Source organism: Ectopseudomonas composti (genome assembly GCF_900115475.1).
Lineage (GTDB): Bacteria > Pseudomonadota > Gammaproteobacteria > Pseudomonadales > Pseudomonadaceae > Aquipseudomonas > Aquipseudomonas composti.
This window is the reverse complement of the sequence record NZ_FOWP01000009.1, coordinates 1-17,010: the sequence shown is the minus strand read 5'-3', so window position 1 is coordinate 17,010 and position 17,010 is coordinate 1. Positions and strand designations below refer to the sequence as shown.

Below are 17,010 nucleotides of genomic sequence, written 5' to 3'. Positions count from 1 at the left end.
TGCCTCAGGCGACCAACTGGTCGTTGTCCAGCATGCCCTGGATGATATCCGCCGCATTACCACCGGACAGCACGGTATTTTCCAGGGTAATGGTCTGATCCACCGGCGTGCCACTGCCTGCGCTGGCGACGTTGATCACCGTGCTGCCCGGATCGCTGACGAAGTCGAAGCTCAGATACTGGGTCAACACGTCGGCGCTGCCTGCATCAGTGACGCCCTGCAACAGTTGCGACAGATCCAGCTTGTCGTCGCCATTGCCGAAGTCCTTGACGATGTCGTGATAGTTGCCGCCCCGATCATCAGCGTTCCACACGAAGGTGTCGTTACCGGCACCACCAATGAGGATGTCGTTGCCCTTGCCGCCGATCAGGGTGTCATTGCCATCACCACCTTCCAGGCGATCATTGCCGCCCAGACCATGGAGCGTATCGTTGCCGCCCAGCCCCAGCAGCACATCACTGCCTTCGCTGCCCAGCAAGGTGTCGTTGAGCGCCTCGTGGCCCATCACCACATTTGGCTGCGGTGCAGGCCCCGAGCCGATACCGACCACCAGACGCGCCGTGCTGACGTCGCCATCGGGCTGGGTCAGCTGGTAGGTGAAGACATCCTCCTTGCCCAGGTTGGCGTAGTCGGGGTCCGGCGTGTAGGTGTAGGAGCCATCGCTGTGCAACAGCAGGCTGCCCCACTGCCCGTCGATAGTCTTCGAGGTGCTCACCGCCACATAGCTGCCGTTATCCAGCACGCTGAGCACCGCCCCTTCGCTGCCTTTGCTATCCACCGCGCCCCATGGGTGATCGCTGTAGAGATAGTTGTTGGCATCTGTCAGCACGTTGCCCGCCACCGCCGTGGCCGTATCGACCAGCATCGCAGCTGCTACGGTGATCAGGGTGATGTTGTCCACCCGAACACGGAAGCTGTTGCTGTTGTTGGTGCGATCATTGACCTCGAAGTAGAGGCGATAAGTCCCCTCGCCCACGCTATTGCTGGTGACGGTAGTCGAGTTACTGGACGCATGGGTGCCGCTCTGCACCAGCGTCCAAGCGCTGCCGTTCTGCTTGTACAAGGTCCAGGTGAACTGGTCTCCAGAACCGCTGCTGCTGAAGTTGCTGATGCTGCCCAGGTCGAAGGACACCGTGGCCGTGCTGCCCTCAGCTACCTCGAAGGTCGGTGTGGCAGCCTTGGTGCTGACACCAGCGCTACGATCGCTGTCGATGAGCTGCAGGGCATTGCTCTGCACACTGACACCATTGGACGAATTGACAGCGGTAACACCCCACTTGCTGCCCGCCACAGCCATTACATCGGCCTGCGTAATCACCGTGGTTTCATTACCACTCACGTTGCCGTTGTCGTTGGTATCGAATATCCAGGGGTTGTAGTTAGGCCCGGACGAGGCCGGATTGCTGGTACTGGAGAAGTCTGCCAGTACCTTGGTTACCGGATCGGGCGTGACCCATGTCTGCCCGACGATGGCCTGGCTGTAGTTGTCGTAGGCATAAACCTCGCTACTGTCGGTGACGGTCAGCTTCAGGTCAGCGGACACTGCATCGCCGTCCCGGTCGATCAGGGTGTAGCGGATGGTATCCGTCACATCCTCGGCGACATCGTCATTGAAGTTGTAGCTGTAAGCCCCGGTGACCAGGTTGACGCTGAACGAGCCACCGCCTGCGGTGGTGAAGGTCAGCGTATGGCTCGTGGCATCGTAGGCCGCCGACTCGCTGGTATACGTCACCCCGTTATGGGTGATCGCGGCAATCGGCTGCAGGCCCGGACCATCGGCACCGAAACCATTGCTGCCTTCGCTGATCAGGTTGCCGGAGATCACCGTACCGGTCACCGTGCCCTGCAGGGTATCGTTGAGCTGATTGAGGTTGGAGACCAGGATGCCATCGGTGTTGACGTCCGCCTTGCCGTCATAGGCGATGGGGTTGAGCAAGGTCTTGTCGAGGTCACTGCCCAGCCCCATACCCAGCGCATAGGACTTGATGTCCTTGGCCGTGAGGAAGGCGATCCAATCCGCTTCCTCGCCGGTCCCGATGCCATCGCCCAGTTCCGGGTTGTACTGGCTGCCACTGTTGTTGCTACCCGGGTTGGCATTGGACAGGGTTGGTTGACCATCGGAGAGGAAGTACGAAACGTTCTGTACCTCTGCGCCGGTGAGCTTGCCGGATGAATCGTAGGCATTCATCGCCTCGATCAGCGCATCGTCATAGTTGGTCGAGCCATTGCCGGCGTTGTTGGCCAGGTCAGTGAGCCAGGCCTTGGCATCGGCGGCGGTCATCCAGACATTGCCCACAGCACTCGCGCTGTTGGAGAAGGTCACGATGCGTACCATCACGTCACCGAGGTTGTCGTAGCTGTCGATCAGACGTTGCACGGCATCCTTGGCCAGCGCCAGCTTGCTGCTGAAACCGCTGACACCCGACGGGGCGTCGTCCATGCTGCCGGACAGATCCAGCACGACCATCAGGTTGGTCTGGATGCCTTGCGGCTCGCTGGCAGACTTGGCGATGTCGTCGGGCGTGGCCGGCGAGTCGTCATCCACCGTGATCGTCAGGCTACCCGTGGCCGGAGCCGAAGGCGCAGCAGAGTCCCAGAGCGTGTAGGAGAAGGCCAGGTTCAGGTCGTTCTCGTCTGCCGTACCATCGACGTCTGGTGCCGGATGGTCGAGCGGCTTGAACAGCTTGAAGCTGTATTGCCCGGTATCCGAGTTGGTCAGGCTGAGGGTGAAGACCGGATTGCCACCGGCATCGAACGCACTCAGCGTCTTGCCATCAGCACTGAGCTGATAGTTGAGCGCCGAACCGCCTGAAGACAGGCTGCCAAGACCACTGGCATCCCAGGCGAAACCACCGAAGTTGTCCACCTGATAACCGAGCGGCCCACTGGCCGTGGTGGCTTCACCAGCCAGGTCGTTGGGACCTCCGGCCAGCCCATGGGTCAAGCCATCCTCGTCGACGCTGCCGGAAGCCTGGCCGCCGACCGGGTCATTGCCGCCAAGCGTGAGAGTCACGGTGGCCGTGGAAACGTCGCCATCGCCGTCGGTGATCTGATAGGTGAACACCTCCGCACCGGCGCTGGCACCACTGCCGGCGCTGTAGACCAGATTGCCGCTGCTATCGATGACCAGCGTGCCACCCTGGCTGCCCTGACCGATGATCTGCACCGGTGCGACGCTGGCCTTGCCATCGTTGCCAAAGCTGTCGTTGCCGGTGAGGTCGTTGATGTTACCGACGACCTGATCAACTGCCGTGCGTGAGACCTCACCGGCAATCTCATCGTTGACCGCCATCGGCGCATCATCACGGAAGCCCAGCACCTGACCCAGGTCGATACTGGACGAGGCCTGATCGCCGTCGGCATCGGTTATCGTTGCCTGCAGCCCAATCTTGTCACTGCCCAGCAGGTGCAACTCATCCGGCTGGGCGGTGGGATGAACCACGGCCCTCATCTGCGTCAGGATCACCAGTCCTGCGGCGTCGACGCTCAGGGTGAAGACCAGCTCATTACCGGTTTCGGTACGGCCCTCCAGCACCGAACCGTTGAACACCAGCTTGACCGCTTCATCGCTCTCGGTATCGACCAGCCCGGAGTCTGGCGATTTGATCACCAGTTGATAGACCAGAGAGCCAGGGCCGTCGGCACCATACTCGCCGTTGAAGGCCGAGCTGAAGTTGCGGCTGACGGTTGCATCCGGCGTACCCAGATAGGTCTCGTCCACCTGCAGCGGCATGCCCCAGGTAACATTGGTATTGACGTCGTTGTAGTCATAGTCGGGAGCGTCGGTGAGATCCTCCCAGTTCTGGTTGCCTGGTTCGGCGTTGTCCTGCAGATGCGAGCCGCCCGGGTTGAACTCGGCACGGTCGAACAGCACGTTGGCACCACCAGCGCCAGTCAGTGGCACCCCGCCCAGCAGGGCCTGCCAGTTGCCATCAACATCCTGCTCGAAGGTCAGCTCGGCACCATTGCTCAGCGCAGCATTGGCTGCACCATTGGGGATGATGAAGAAGCCGATCTCACTCGGATCGAGCCCATCAAGATCGAAGGTGGCGCCTGCCACCTGCGCCTTCACATCAGCCCAGATCACCTTGCCAACGGATGGATTGCCGTCGGCATCTCGCGAGTAATAGCCATAGCTGTTTTGATAACCGGCATCGCTGCCGAGGAAAGTAGCCTGCGACTCGAAGCCCGGCTGCAGAGCCTGAATAGTCGGTGTGTCATCGTTGACCGTAACCACGAGTTTGCCCGTGGCGGTATCACCATCACCGTCGGTCACGGTGTAGCCGATCTGCAGCGTGATGTCGTTTTCATCCTGGCCTGCCTGATGCATCAGAGGTTGATGCAACTGCAGCTCGTACTTGCCGAGCGCCGGATCGGTCAACACCACGGTCACCAGCGGGCCGCGCGCGGCACTGCTGATAGTCAGCGTTTTGCTGCCGGCATTCCAGGTCGAGGTGACGTTCTCGGTGCCCAATACGCTCGGCCCGGACAGGGCGATACCACGCAGGCCATCGGAACCGGCGTCGAATACCAGCGTGCCGGTAACAGTGGTGTTCGCGCCAGTCACATCGCCTTCACCACCGTTGATGCCATTGGGCAGGCCTTCATCGTCCAGCGCATAGGCAGCATTGGTGATCCCTGCGGAGGGGCCATCGTCCTCGAAGCCGACTACCTTGCCCAGGTCCAGGCTGGCGCTGTGGGAGTCGCCGTCCTTGTCATAGACCGTCACGTTCAGTTTCAGCACGCCGCCTTTGATCAGCGCCAGTTCGTCATGGTTGCTGGTATTGCCATGGGCGATGGCCTCGTATTGCACGAGGGTCACACTGCCACTGCCGACATTGACGCTGACCTTGAATACCGTGACGCCATTGGCCACACCCAGCACATTGCCGTCGGCATCCTTGTACAGGCGAATGTCACCGCCTGCGGTGGCATCCAGCCCGGAGTCCACACCATCCTGGCTCAGGTTCAGTTCGAAACGAGTACGCGAGGTGTCCTGGCCATCCGAGCCTGCATCCACCGTGAGCTTGAACAGATCCTTGCCGTCGATGCTGGCATAGCCAAGCACATCGCCATGGCCTTGCTCATCGTTCGGCGCGACATGGCCATTCTCGTTCTGGCTGGAACCGGTGGTGCCCACCGATTCGTCGACGTACAGCTTGGTGCCATGCTGCAGCTCGAACTTGGTGATTCTCGGGCCGTCGTCCTCGAAGCCGACAACCTTGCCCAGATCCAGGCTGGCGCTCTGCGGGTCGCCGTCCTTGTCATAGACCGTCACGTTCAGTTTCAGCACGCCATCCTTGAGCAGCGCCAACTCGTCATGGCTGCTGGTATCGCCATGGGCGATGGCCTTGTACTGCACCAGGGTCACGCTGCCGTCAGCGGTATTGACGCTGATCTTGAACACCGTAACGCCATTGGCTTTACCCAGGATGCTGCCATCGGCTTCCTTGTACAGCAGGATGTCGCCACCGGCCGTGGCATTCAGGCCGGAGTCCACGCCATTGCTGGCGAGGCTCAGGGAGAAGCGGGTACGGCCACTGTCCAGGCCATCCGAGCCACCATCGGCGATCAATTTGAACAGCTTGTCGCCGTCGATCCGGGCGTAACCCAGCACATTACCGTGGCCCTGCTCGTCATTCGGCGCAGCATGACCGGGCTCGTTCTGACTTGAGCCACCCGTGCCAACGGACTCGTCGACGTACAGCTTGACGCTGTGGCCCAGCTCGAACTTGACGACTTTCGGGCCGTCATCCTGGAAGGAGAAGTAGGACGAATTGCCGCCGGCAAGCTCGACCTTCGCGGTACGGGTCACGGCGTCACCATCACCGTCGACAAGGGTGACCTGATACTGCAGCTGCAACGAACCCTGGTGCTTGATCAGTAGATCGACCGCTTCGTCGAAACGCTGATCGTTGTCCGGATGACGGATCGCTTCGAACAGCGTGGTCTGCAGCTGCGGTTGGCCATCGACAGTGACGATGGCGATGGTGAAGACCGTATCGCCAGTGGCATCGACACCTCTGACCATCTGACTGTTGGCCGGGTCGACGAACAGGCGGATGGCACCGCCATTGGTGGCCGACAAACTGGTGGCCAGCCCCTGGGGCGGTACTCCGGAGAAGCTCAGCGTACCGTTGAGCGAAGCCTCGCCATCAGCCCCAGCTGCCCCACCGATGGTGAACAGCGAGGTCAGGCCACCGGCAAGCTGAGTGGTAACCTTGGCCAACGCGCCATTGTCGTCGTTCACGTAGCCCTGGCTCTGGTTATCGTTGGCGGCGTAACGATCCTGATTGCCACGGGTTTCGTCCAACGCCACGTCCAATTGAGCCAGTGCCTGAGTATTGACCCCAAGGCTCAGGGTCGGCACATCGTCCTCGATATTGATCACGAACAAGCCGCCAACGCCTTCGGGGATGTTCAGCGGATCGCCGTCACCATCGGTGATGGCCAGCAGGTGGGTGAAGTCGATACCGATCTGACCATCGTTCGACCACAGTTCACTGTCGTTGCCATCGGCCTGCGGATGGTCGATAGGCCCTTGCAGGGTGAAGGTGAAGCTGCCATCGACATTGATCACCAAGGTGAATACCGGATAACCACCAACGTCATCGGCGGCCGAAGCGGTCAGCGTGGTACTGAGCAGATTGCCGTCGTCATCGAAGCTTTCGTTAACCGTATAGACCAGCGCCTCATCGCCGGAGGTCAGCTCCTGGGCATCGAGCAGCGTGGCAGCGGTGTTTCTGTCGACCAGAGCGAAACTGCCAGGCCCGTCGGCACCGAATGCCACCAGCGACGCCAGCGTACCGGCTCCCCCCGCCGTACTGATCACCAGAGTCTGACCGCCCTCCGGATTACCCGGGTTGGGGCTGTCGAGCTTGTCCTCGTGCACCGTGCCACCAATGGCCGGTGGTGTCTTGATGCCCCAGGTCGCCTGGATGTTGACGTCGTTGTAGTCGTTGTCGCCACCGGCGTTAACGTCTTCCCAGTTCTGGTTGCCCGGCGCTGCGTTGTCCTGCACGTGGGATTTGCCACCAGGGTTGAGCACAGGGTTGTCAAAAACGATCGATGCGCCTCCCTCTCCGGCCAGTGGGTTACCGTTGACGAAAGCCTGCCACTGGCCATCCACCAGTTCGAAGGTGACTTCGGCGCCATTGGCGACACCATTGGCACCACCATCGGGAATGATGAAGAAACCGACACTGGAGGGATCAAGACCTTCCAGCGTGACGCTACTGCCAATGCTGAGCGACGTGGTGTCGGCCCAAATCAGCACACCGCTGACCGGCACGCCATCGACGCCCTTGATGTAGTAGCCATAGCTGTTGGCATAGGACGCATCGCCCCCCTCGTAGGTCAGGGTCAGGCAATACTCCGGCTCGCTCACTACCAGTTCCGGCACATCATCTTCGATATTGATGACGAACAGCCCCGTGGTGCCCTCCGGCAACTGCAGGTGGTCGCCATCGCCATCGGTGGCCGTGAACAGATGGGTGAAGTCGATGCCGAAAGCCCCATCGTTGCTCCACAACTCACCGTCATTGCCGTCGTTCACCGGGTGATCGATCGGCCCCTGCAACTCGAAACTGAAGCTGCCATCGGCATTCACCGTCAGGGTGAACACCGGATAATTGCCTAGGCTATCGGCGGAAACCGCAGTCAGCGTGGTGCTGACCAGCTTGCCGTCGACGCGGATTTCAACCACCTCATAGAGCAGACTTTCCCCACCCGAGGTGAGCCCCTGAGCGTCCAGCAATGCAGTGGCGTCGTCGCTATTGACCAATCCAAATGCACCGGGACCGTCGGCACCGAAGGAAACCAGTGAACTCAGATTGCCGGCACCACCCTCGGTACTGACAACCAGCGTTTGTGTAACGCCATCCGGGTTGCCCGCGTTCGGGCTGGTCAACAGATCCTCGTGTACCGTACCGCCCAGAGCAGGCTGCTGCGGGTCAAGGGTCTTGAGAATCGGTACATCATCTTCCACGTCGATGACGAAGCTGCCAGACGGGAAACCTGCGGCGATGGGGTCGCCATCGCCATCAGTGGCGACCAGCACTCCGGAGAAATCCAGCGCCTGGCTGTTGTCACCCAAGGTTTCCGAGTCGACACCATCCGCCTCCTGATGATCCAACGCACCGTTGAGCGTGAACAGGTAACTACCATCGATACCTACTTGCAGCGTGAATACCGGGCTACCACCGTCACCCGCAGTAGCAGTCAATGTCGTGCCGTCCGCCGACACGGCGTAGAACAGCGCCACGCCACCGGAGGTCAAGCCGAGCGCCTGCAAACCGGACAGCGCGCCGGGCTCCTGGCTCAGATGGAAACCGCCCCGACCATCGGCACCGAAGTTGACCAGCGCATCCAACGTGCGCGCCCCGCCTTCTACGGTAAGGGTCTGCTGCGGCTCGCTGCCGGGTTCGGCATTGCCATTACCCAAGGCATCTTCGTGCACCAAGCCACCGACCACCGGCTGTTGCGGGCTGGGCTGGGCCGGTAGCGGCACGTCATCCTGAATATTGATGACGAACAGGCCTTTCGCACCCTCGGGAAGTTGCAACGGATCGCCGTCGCCATCAGTGGCAGTGAACAGCTGGGTGAAGTCGATACCGATACCAGCCTTGGACGCCCACAGTTCGCTGTCGTCGCCGTCGGCGCGCGGATGATCGATCGGCCCCTGCAACTCGAAACTGAAGCTGCCATCGGCATTCACCGTCAGAGTGAAAACCGGGTAGCCACCCAGTTCTTCGGCCGCCGTGGCGGTCAGTGTTGTGCTGAGCAGGTTGCCATCGTCATCGAGGCTTTCGCTGATGCTGTAGACCAATACCTGGCCGCCCGACTTGACGCCCTGGGCAGCGAGCGCATCAGTCACCGTATCACTGTCTGCCAGGCCGAATGCGCCGGGGCCATCAGCACCGAACTTGACCAGTGCCGCCAGGCTACCAGCACCGCCATCTGTACTGATCAGCAAACGCTGACCAGCCTCCGGATTACCTTGATGCGGCGTTTCCAGTTGATCTTCATGCACGGTGCCACCGACCGGCGCCTTGGTCGTCCATGTGGTCTGGATGTTGACGTCGTTGTAATCGTTGTCGCCACCGGCGTTGATGTCCTCCCAGTTCTGGTTGCCCGGTGCGCCGTTGTCCTCGACATGGGACTTGCCACCAGGGTTGAGCGCCGGGTTGTCGAATACGATGTTGGCACCGCCTTCGCCAACCAAAGGCATGTCCCCAATGAAGGCTTGCCACTGGCCATCTATCAGTTGGAAGGTCACTTCGGCGCCATTGGCAATTTCATTGGCCGCGCCATTGGGAATGATGAAGAAGCCCACCTCGCTCGGATCCAGCCCGTGCAGGCTCACCGAGTTACCCTCACTGAGAGCGGAGGTATTGCTCCAGATGATCTGGCCACTGAGCGGAACACCCTCCGCCCCCTTGATGTAGTAGCCATAGCTGTTGCTGTATCCAGCATCACCGCCCTGATAGGTCAGGGTCAGGCAGTTTTCGACACCATCCTCGACCAGCACCGGTACGTCGTCTTCTACGTCGATAACGAAGCTGCCGGCATTGAAGCCACCGGGAACCGCATCACCATCGTAGTCAGTGGCGACCAGCAGTTTGGAGAAGTCCAATGCCAGGCTGTCGTCGCCCAGACGCTCGGAATCGTCACCGTCGGCACGAGGGTGATCGATCGCCCCCTGCAGGGTGAAGACGTAGCCACCATCTGAGCTCACCACTAGGGTGAAAATTGTAGTTCCGCCCGTCTCGGTGATAGCAGTCAGGGTGGTGCCATCCGCCGAAACGGAATACACGAGCGGATCGCCACCCGACTCGAGCCCTAATGCCTGCAGATCGGCCAGCGCCTCAGGGTCGGTGCTCAGCTGGAAGCCACCGCGACCATCGGCACCGAAATTGACCAGCGCATCCAGAGTGCCGGGTTCACCTATGGCCTGATGAGTCTGCACAGGCAGGCTACCGGGCTCAGCGTTGCCAGTGCTCAGTGCGTCCTCGTGCACCAGCCCTCTGACGAATGGGCGCTCCCCCTCACCTCCTACCAGCGCAGGGCTATCATCGTCGACCAGAATGCTCAGGCTGCCGCTGGCCGGCGTACCGTTACCATCGGTGATGGTGTAATTGAACAGGTACAGGATGTCGTTTTCGTCGCTGCCGCCAAGTGGCGGAGCGGCGTGATCGAGCGGCGCGAACAGTTCGAACTGGTAGGCGCCGGTCGCCAGGTTGGTGACCTGGGCGACGAATACCAGCGTTTCCCCAGCATAGGCGGTCAGGGTCAAGCCATTCGTGCTTACCTGATAGGTCAGCGGCGTACCACTCGAACTGACGCCCATGTCCGCCAGGCCAGCGGTCGACCAGGTAAACGTGCCCGGGCCGTCGGGCCCGAAGCTGTAGCCGAGCACGCCGGTGACGAACGTAGCCTCGCCATCCAGATCGTTCACACCACCGACGATGCCGTCCGGCAAGCCATCTTCGTCGACCGCGTTCGAGGCAGTGCCTCCAGTGGGTATGCCGTCCACTTCAGGGTCGGCAGTAGCGAGGGGTAGCGCGTCCGGAAACTCCGGCCCACCCGGCAGGCCAGCAGTGGGAAAACCGATCACCGGATCGAGTGCCCCACCCACCTCGGCCAACATCACGAACGAGTGGCCACCACCTGCGCCGCCAGCTCCACCGGCACCAGCGCCAGGGCCCGCCGCTGTGGCTTCACCTTGCTGGGTCGGGTCGTCACCCGCTTCGATGGCAGCCTGCAGGCGCTCGACATCGGTGAGGTCGTCATCGCTGGGAGCAGTCGGTGGGGTTTCGGCGACGGGTGCCTGGGGCTCGCCGCGGTCCGCGATCATCTGCGTATCGAGGGTGATGCTGCTGTCACGTCCCAGTGTCAGTTGCTGCCCGTTGCTCATGGCGACTGCAACTGCACCTGATACTCCGGTGACCAGTTGCTCACCGGCATAGACACGATCACCTTCACTGATTGGCCGGCGCGATCCATCGCTCGCTACCGCGAACACTTCGCCGACAACCTGACTGACGACACCAATAAGAGTAGCCATGATTCCATCCTCACTACAGCTGCCGACCACCGCCGACACGTACCTACCGAAAGGGTCAGAGCACCTTTTCGAAGCCGAGGAGAGAAACCAGACAGCTGATTGAAATGGAACGGCGCAAAATCCTAAAAAACGCTACTGACAAAAAAATGTCACCACAGCATGCGTCGAACTACTCCATCAGATGAATCCCCGCCCTTTTGATGCCTGACAACCCATTTCAGCTGCGCAGCCCACGGGAAACGAGGACTTGCGCAGCTCACAGGTTCAAACAATGTGCTGCTTTTCGCAGAGTTCATAAGATTTTTTCTGAATATAGGTTGTGAAAAAAACATCTTAGGTTCTCCAAAAGTTGTTCTTAGCTCTGATGTTACAAGCCTGAAACGGTTTGACAGGAAAAAACGCCATTTTTATGGCGACAGGATAAGAACTTCAGTCAGGAGAAACGCCAATGCGCACCTTAACCCCGCTATGGAGCGCCATGCTTTTGGCGACTGTTTGCAGTCAGGCGCAAGCCATGAATCTCTCGGAAGCGATTCAGAGCACCCTGGATAACCACCCGGAAATCCACGCTGCCGCCAATAGCCGACTCGCATCGGATGAAGATGTGAAATTCGCCAAGGGCGGCTATCTACCCACTGTCGACCTGCTGGTCGGCTACGGCCGGGAAAGCACCGACAGCCCCAGTACCCGCGCCCTCGGTGACCACAACAAGGAAACCCTGAACTACCGCGATGCCGAGCTGCGCCTGCGGCAGATGCTGTTCGACGGTTTCAATACGCCCAACGAAGTGGCGCGTACGCAAGCAGTGGTCAACTCCCGCGCCTATCGCCTGCTGGGTACATCCGAAAGCCTGGCGCTGCGTACCGTCGAGGTGTATCTCGATGTACTGATGCGGCGCGAAATGGTCACCCTGGCGCGCAACAACCTGCAGGCCCACCAGCGCATCAACGATCAGATCGGTATGCGCAGCCGTCAGGGCGTCGGCAGCACCGCGGACCTTGATCAATCCGAGGCCCGCCTGGCCCTGGCGCAAAACAACCTCTACACCGAGGAAGTCAACCTGGCCGATGCCGAAGCCAACTTCTTCAGCGCCGTAGGTCGCCTGCCGGATCAGCTGGAGTCACCCGCCACGGTCAAGGGCAACATGCCGGCCGATTTGCTCGCCGCTCGCCAGACCGTGATGGACAACAACCCCTTCCTGAAGTCGGCACAGTCGGACGTCAACGCCGCCGAGAAGCAGTACGAGGTCGCCAAGTCGCCCTTCTACCCGCGCTTCGACCTGGAGCTGGCCACCAACGCCAACGACAACGTGCAGGGTGACGAGGGCCACTACAACACCTGGCGAGCCGCCGTGGTGATGAACTACAACCTGTTCAACGGCATGCGCGACAAGGCTCGGCTGCAATCGGCCGCGCACCAGATCAACGAATCGATGGACATCCGCAACAACGCTCTGCGCGTACTCAACGAAAACCTTTCGTTGGCCTGGAACGCTATGGAGAACGCGCGCCTGCAAACCCCCAAGGCACGTGATTACGCGGACTACACCTCACGGGTCCGCGAGGCCTATCAACAGCAGTTCAGCCTGGGCCAACGCACTCTGCTCGATCTGCTCGACAGCGAAAACGAACTGTTCACCGCCAACCGCCGCTACACCGAGGTTCGCTACGGCGAGGAGTTCTCGATGTACCGCGTCGTCGCGGCCATGGGTGATCTGCTGCGTCAGCAACAGGTCGTAGTCCCGGCAGAAGCGGTAGCCCTCACTGAAGTGAAGAGCGAAGCACGCTTGCCAGATATGAAGTAGGCGCGGCTCGAAGGCCCACGCGAATGCACGTGGGCCGACGCGCAGCAAACCTGGCACAGGCTCTGAGGAGTAGTAGAAATTGACCACCATGGAACGAACAGGGCCGGCCAGTGATCCGCGGCTCAGTCACGACGATCCGTTGTTGGATGGTTTGTTGATCCTCTGCAGGCTGCACGGCTGCTCGGTCAGCCGTGGCAGCCTGAGTGCAGGTCTGCCCCTGCCGGCCCAGCGCCTGAGTCCTGACCTGCTGCCGCGTGCAGCGGCACGGGCGGGGCTACAGGGTCGCCTGCTGCAGCGCGAGTTGGCGAGCATCTCAGCGCTCAATCTGCCGGTCCTGCTGCTGCTCAAGGATGGCCGCAGCGCCGTGTTGCGCCAGTGGGGGCCAAAGCAGCAGGCGCAGATCCTGCCCTGCGAAACGGATGGCGGCGAACAATGGGTCAGCCGCGAACAACTGGCTGCTGAATACAGCGGCCAGGCCTTCTTCGCCCGCCCGCGACACGAACTGGAAGAAGCCCGTACGCCGCTGGTGCCGCGCATCGAAGCCTGGTTCCGCGACACCCTCAAGCTGTCGCGCTGGCTCTACACCGATGCCGTGCTGGCGAGTCTGCTGATCAACCTGCTGGGCCTGATGGTGCCGCTGTTCGTCATGCAGACCTACGACCGCGTAGTGCCCAACCAGGCCACCTCGACGCTGTGGGTACTGGCCGTCGGTCTGCTGATCGGCACCGGCTTCGAACTGCTGCTGAAAGTGCTGCGCGCCCACCTGCTGGACACCGCCGGCAAGAAGACCGATGTGGTGCTCTCGGCCACCCTGTTCGAGCGCATCACCGGCATGTCGATGAAAGCGCGACCGGCGACCATCGGTGGTTTTGCCCAGAGCATCCATGACTTCCAGGGGCTGCGCGATTTTCTCACCGCGGTCACCCTGACCAGCCTGATCGACCTGCCCTTCTCGCTGCTGATGCTGCTGGTGATCGGCCTGATCGGCGGGCCGCTGGTGTTCATCCCGCTGCTGGCCTTCCCGATCACCGCGCTGTTCGCCTACATCATCCAGGTGCGCCTGCGTGACACGGTGCAGAAGAGTCTGCAGCTCGGCGCGCAACGCCAGGCGCTGCTGATCGAAACCCTCGGCGGCCTGGAAACGCTCAAGGCCTGCGGCGCGGAGAGCGAGCGCCAGCACCAATGGGAGCAAACCCATGGCGCCCTCACCCGCCTCGACGGTCATGCAAAATTCCTCGCCTCGCTGGCCACCAACGGCACGCTGTTCCTGCAACAGTTCGCCGGCATGGCCACCATCGTCGCCGGGGTCTATCTGATCATCGCCGGCCACCTCAGCGTCGGCGCGCTGGTGGCTTGCTACATGCTTGGCAGTCGCATCCTCGCGCCGCTGGGGCAGATTGCCGGGCTGATCACCCGCTACCAGCAGGCGCGCCTGACCATGACCAGCACCGACGCGCTGATGGCCTTGCCGCAGGAGCGCCAGGACAAGCAGCGGCCGCTGGACCGCACCCAACTCAAAGGCGCTCTGGACATCCGTCAGATCAGCTTTACCTACCCCGGCCAGAGCGCGCCTGCACTGAACCACATCAGCCTGCGCCTGGGCGCTGGCGAACGTCTTGGCATCATCGGCCGCAGCGGTTCGGGCAAGAGCACCCTGGCACGACTGCTGATGGCTTTCTACAGCGCTGACGAAGGCCAGATCCTGCTGGATAACCTCGACCTGCGGCAGATCGACGTCGCCGACCTGCGCCACCAGATCGGCTACGTCGCCCACGACCTGCCATTGCTGGCCGGCAGCCTGCGCGACAACCTGACCCTCGGTGCCCGCTACATCAACGATGCCCGCATGCTCGAAGTCGCTGAATTGACCGGTGTGGTCGACTTGGCGCGGCAGCATCCGCAGGGCTTCGACCGCCCGGTAGGCGAGCGCGGCCAACTGCTCTCCGGCGGCCAGCGCCAGGCCGTGCTGCTGGCCCGCGCGCTACTGCTCGACCCGCCGATTCTGGTGCTCGACGAGCCCACCAGCGCCATGGACAACACCAGCGAAGACCTGCTGCGCCAGCGTCTGCACAAATGGGTGCAGGGCAAGACGCTGATCCTGATCACCCACCGCGCCTCCATGCTCAGCCTGGTGGATCGCCTGGCCGTGCTGGACAACGGCCATGTGGTCGCGGACGGGCCGAAAGACTCCGTGATCGAAGCCTTGCGCAAGGGCCGCGTCGGCCCAGCCAGCCTGTAGGAGCGATGCGAGATGCCCATGACCCAGAGCCTCGGCAACTACTTCGGCGGCCTGCGCGAGAAACGCCAGGACACCGAATTCATGCCGGAAGTGGAAGGCGCTATCCTCGAGGACTCGCCCTGGCTGAGTCGCATCACCGTGTGGGCGGTCAGCGCCTGCCTGCTCAGCGCACTGGTCTGGGCGCATTTCGCCGTACTGGAAGAGGTGACCACGGGTGAAGGCAAGGCCATCCCCTCAAGCAAAGTGCAAGTGATCCAGAACCTCGAAGGCGGCATCGTCAGCGAGATCTTCGTGCGTGAAGGTCAGGTAGTGGACAAGGGCGATACGCTGCTGCGCCTGGACGACACGCGCTTTTTGTCCAACCGCGGCGAAACCGAGGCCGATCGACTGGCGCTGGTCGCGCGCCTGGAGCGGCTCGGCGCGGAAGCCGAAGGACGCGAGCTGGCTCTACCCGAAGAGATCACCCAAACCGCCCCACAGCTGGCCGAAGACGAGTTGGCCCTGTATCGCTCACGCCAGCAGCGCCTCAAGAGTGAACAGCGCACCCTGAGCGAACAGCTGCGGCAGAAGGAGCAGGAGCTTGCCGAATTCCGCTCCAAGGCCCAGCAGTACCGCTCCAGCCTGGGTTTGCTGCAACAGGAGCTGAACATGTCACAACCGCTGGTGGCCTCCGGCGCCATCTCCGAAGTGGAGGTACTGCGCCTGCGCCGCAGCGTGGTCGAGCTGCGCGGCTCGCTGGAAGCCACCAACCTGGCCATCCCGCGTGCCGAAGCGGCCATGAGCGAGATCAGGAGCAAGATGGAGGAATCCGAACTGGGCTTTCGCTCCGACGCTTTCAAGGAGCTCAACGAAGTGCGCACCGAGTTGCAGAAGATCACCGCCACCAGCGTCGCCATTCAGGACAAGGTGACCCGCACCACCGTGACCTCACCCGTGCGCGGGGTGATCAAGCAGCTCAAGGTCAACACCATCGGCGGCGTGGTACAGCCCGGCAGCGACATGCTGGAAATCGTGCCGCTGGACGACAGCCTGCTGATCGAGGCCAAGGTTCGGCCGCAGGACGTGGCCTTCCTGCATCCGGGGCAGAAGGCCATGGTCAAGTTCACCGCCTACGACTACACCATCTACGGCGGCCTCAAGGCCAACCTGGAGCTGATCAGCGCCGACACCATCACCGACGAGGAAGGCAACAGCTTCTACCTGATTCAGGTGCGTACGGACAAAAGCCACCTGGGCAGCGAAGAGCATCCGTTGCTGATCATTCCCGGCATGGTCGCTACGGTGGACATCATCACCGGCGAGAAAAGCGTGCTGGCCTACCTGCTCAAGCCCGTGCTCAAGGCACGCTCGGAAGCCATGCGCGAACGTTGAATACCTGCCGTACACGCTGCGTAGCCCAGATGAAATCCGGGGAGGTTCTACGTCTCGACAATCAATCCCGGATTGCATCCGGGCTACGCGACTGACGCAGCAGCGCAGGTTAAGCCATGCGCACCGAGCCAAAACCGATACCGTGAAATCGTCAAACACCTGGTGCGCGCGGTGTTCAGCCGGGGGACATGGTAAACACCTGTCGGGGGACATGGGTAACAGGTTGATGATCATGTTGCCCGTTGCCTCAGGTCTATCTGACGCAGCGTTTTGCGGATGAAAACCACATCGTAGACGTCATCTTCGGCGGTGGGGCGGATGGCGACCCTTTCCCCGTATAAACCTCCGCTGACGAAGACGTTGAGCCCTTTGAAATACACCTGCCCGGTCCGACGTACCTTCACCACGTGGTCTCCCGGCTCGTACTCGATTGTTGGCAGTTGTTCCGGGTAGCTACGTGGGCTGGGCCGATAGCGTTCTATGGGCGGCCGTTGGTCCAGAGCCTCATGCGGACGGTAGTGGTTGTACTCG

At 61.5% G+C, this 17,010-nt stretch carries 4 protein-coding genes and 1 pseudogene; 3 read left to right on the top strand and 2 right to left on the bottom strand.

What is annotated here, in order from left to right; translation table 11 throughout:
* Positions 1-4: 4 nt before the first annotated feature.
* Positions 5-11,065: a retention module-containing protein gene (locus tag BM059_RS16350; RefSeq protein ID WP_074940069.1), complete on the bottom strand. Its 11,061-nt coding sequence runs from the start codon at positions 11,063-11,065 to the stop codon at positions 5-7.
* A 448-nt stretch (positions 11,066-11,513) separates the two neighbouring features.
* On the opposite strand from BM059_RS16350, the gene BM059_RS16345 reads away from it, so the two are divergent.
* The 3 genes from BM059_RS16345 (at position 11,514) to BM059_RS16335 (ending at position 16,479) form a co-directional block, all read left to right on the top strand.
* The gene (locus BM059_RS16345; RefSeq protein WP_037002440.1) at positions 11,514-12,869 is read left to right on the top strand and encodes a TolC family outer membrane protein; all 1,356 of its coding nucleotides are present in this window, start codon (positions 11,514-11,516) and stop codon (positions 12,867-12,869) included.
* A gap of 88 nt (positions 12,870-12,957) precedes the next feature.
* Positions 12,958-15,108 (top strand): type I secretion system permease/ATPase, encoded by a 2,151-nt coding sequence (locus BM059_RS16340; RefSeq protein ID WP_139220749.1) that lies wholly within the window; start codon positions 12,958-12,960, stop codon positions 15,106-15,108.
* A gap of 12 nt (positions 15,109-15,120) precedes the next feature.
* Positions 15,121-16,479 carry an HlyD family type I secretion periplasmic adaptor subunit gene (locus BM059_RS16335; RefSeq protein ID WP_037002444.1) on the top strand — a complete coding sequence of 453 codons (1,359 nt, stop codon included), beginning with the start codon at positions 15,121-15,123 and terminating at the stop codon, positions 16,477-16,479.
* 230 nt (positions 16,480-16,709) lie between these two features.
* Here the strand turns inward: BM059_RS16335 and BM059_RS25830 are convergent.
* Positions 16,710-17,010, bottom strand: a pseudogene (locus BM059_RS25830) (IS481 family transposase); the annotation flags it as partial.